Annotated in this window: 1 protein-coding gene; it reads right to left on the reverse strand. The window is 48.3% G+C overall.

All coding sequences use genetic code 11. The features are described 5' to 3' along the window. A partial coding sequence (locus KDK17_RS09140; RefSeq protein WP_257287903.1) for a hypothetical protein occupies nucleotides 1–2,310 on the reverse strand: 2,310 nt, incomplete at both ends.

The following is a 2,310-nucleotide window of genomic DNA, read 5'->3' on the forward strand; positions in this document are numbered from 1 at the left end:
AGATCGTTCCTTACGCCAACCACCAGGGTTTTCAGACCGTCCTGATCTTTCCGGTAAAAATCCCTCATTGACCTTTCTGCATCAAATTCCAGCTTGATGGTCGTCTTCCCACCAGCAGTCTCAAACTCAACCGGAGGCGTTTTAGAAAGAGCATGGAGTTGCGCCAGCCTGATAACCCTTTTACCGGAATCTGGCTGACTGTCTGACTGACCATAGAGCAGATCGGTGTACAGCTCACGGGCCCCGCGCCTGATCAGCTCACCCAGCAAATATTGCCTGCTGGCATCACCAATAAAGGCAGAGTCTTCTTTCCGGCTCAGATCAATGAAAATGTCTTCCACTTGCCGGATGCGGTCATCCGTCAGGCCGACCAGCTTGTCCTGCAGACTTTCATAAAAAAAATCGCTCTGGTTAATCTTGGCGTAACTCGCCGCTTTGCGTTCCAGGCCTGAAATAAAGTGCCGGGTTGCCTCAGGATTAGTACCCAGGGCATCGGGGTTCAGCATCAGTGCCAGCCAGCCAGCCAGTCCTGAAGACTTGGGTGATGTCCCGACCAGTGACATTATCTCCGAGTCAGTATGCCTGATTTCCATTTTGACATGATGTTGACCATCAGCCGTTGCCACAATCGGTAGCCTGGAGCCAGAGTTAAGCATTCCCATATTAAGCAGCTCACTTTTGCCTTGCGCGATAGGAATGACATTTAGGTCTGTTGAAATAATCGGAGAGCGAACCGGAGCCTGAAAAGCACCATATTTCTTCCTTACCGCAATGGCTTCCACAACGCTTTCGACCCGCTCCATTAGCTGTAGTCTTTTAGTTTCCGGAAAGGTTCTGTCCTCGGGAAATCGCGACAATATTTCTTTATGCATCTCATCCGTCAGGCTTTCAATAGAATCCCGGGAAAAATAACGATCCAGTGTGTCGACTTCCCGGTCACTCAGAATGGAGGTAATGGCCTCGATTTCCGCAAACCTGAACAGAAAATTCACTCTCGTCTTTTTTTCTTGATCAGGATCAGACGCTCGATAGATGAAATATCGTTCGAAGAAAAAATGGGTAAGGAAAGACCTTATATTCTGGCTGACCGGACCCGTATCAATGCGCTTTGCGAATTGATGAGCCAGGACCCGGGCATTCAGGAAATCGGGGAACACTGATTTTGTGCTTTTTCGATAAATAAGATCTTCAACCATGGCAAACGGGTCACCAATGGCTCGATAATTACCGTTGAATGTTGCCTGGGTTCTGACATTCCACGGTTCCATTTGCTCGTCACGAGTGAACGTTATGTTTTTAAGTGGCGTATTACCGGTAAAATAAGGATTAAGGCGAAGTTTGTAATCTGCGGCCTTATCACCTAATGACTCCAGACTTTTATTAAACCGGTCAACAAAATCCTGCAGCGACTCCACTCTGTACTGGGGAACAGTCTTGAAGCTTTTTTTCAGCTTTGACATTACCCGGTAGTAGGTTTTCTCATTATATTCATCAAGGGTCAGAGGCCCGGCGATGAGCTCAATGATCGTTCTACCACGATGAGAATCCGTTGATATACTGAGAAGATTCCAGCCCCGACGACGGCCTTCCGAAAAGGCGAGGAGTCTTCGTTCATCACCTTTCGGGAGGAGTTCTTGTTCATTAAGGACGTATATATTGAGATACTCTCGCTCAAAGCCAAGCCGGTTGGGTTGGTCATCCATGGCAACAGGGACAACCTCGGCATCGGCTTTTAGTTCGCCAAACATTTGCGTTAAAGATTCAAGATCACTTTCTTCAAAACCAATGTAAGTATCCCGGAGTATTTCGTTTGTAATATCAATGGCGCTCAGGTTTGCACGACGACTACTGAGTACCTCCTTGGCCACTTCTGCCAGACCTCTGCTGCCCATACCTTTCCCGGCGACAGGGGCAGTCGCGGCCATTATTTCCACAGGGACTCTGAAGAAGTTGTATCCGTAGTTCCATTCACCCAATGCTTTACCCATCGTTGGGTCTACCCGCAACTGGGTGATTGAACCGGATACGCCCGGCTTGTTGCCTTGCGCAGCCCTGGGGTCGAAGACTTTTACTCGCCTTTTATCTAACCCGGACTCCAACTTGGAAAGATTTTCAGGAGTATCCAGAACCAGGATTAGTTTGAGCTCTTTTGGAACACCCATCTCAGGCAGACCGGAATCCAGGTCACTCAACTTTTCAGGACGAGCCAGCCTCCCTGGCAGGTTTTGAAGGTATTGATTGAAACGTCGGCCGTTCTCATTCTCGCTTAAATAATCAACCAGACTCTCTCTGAACCGGTCACCATAATCA

It is taken from the genome of Endozoicomonas sp. SESOKO2 (assembly GCF_024606245.1).
GTDB lineage: Bacteria > Pseudomonadota > Gammaproteobacteria > Pseudomonadales > Endozoicomonadaceae > Endozoicomonas_A.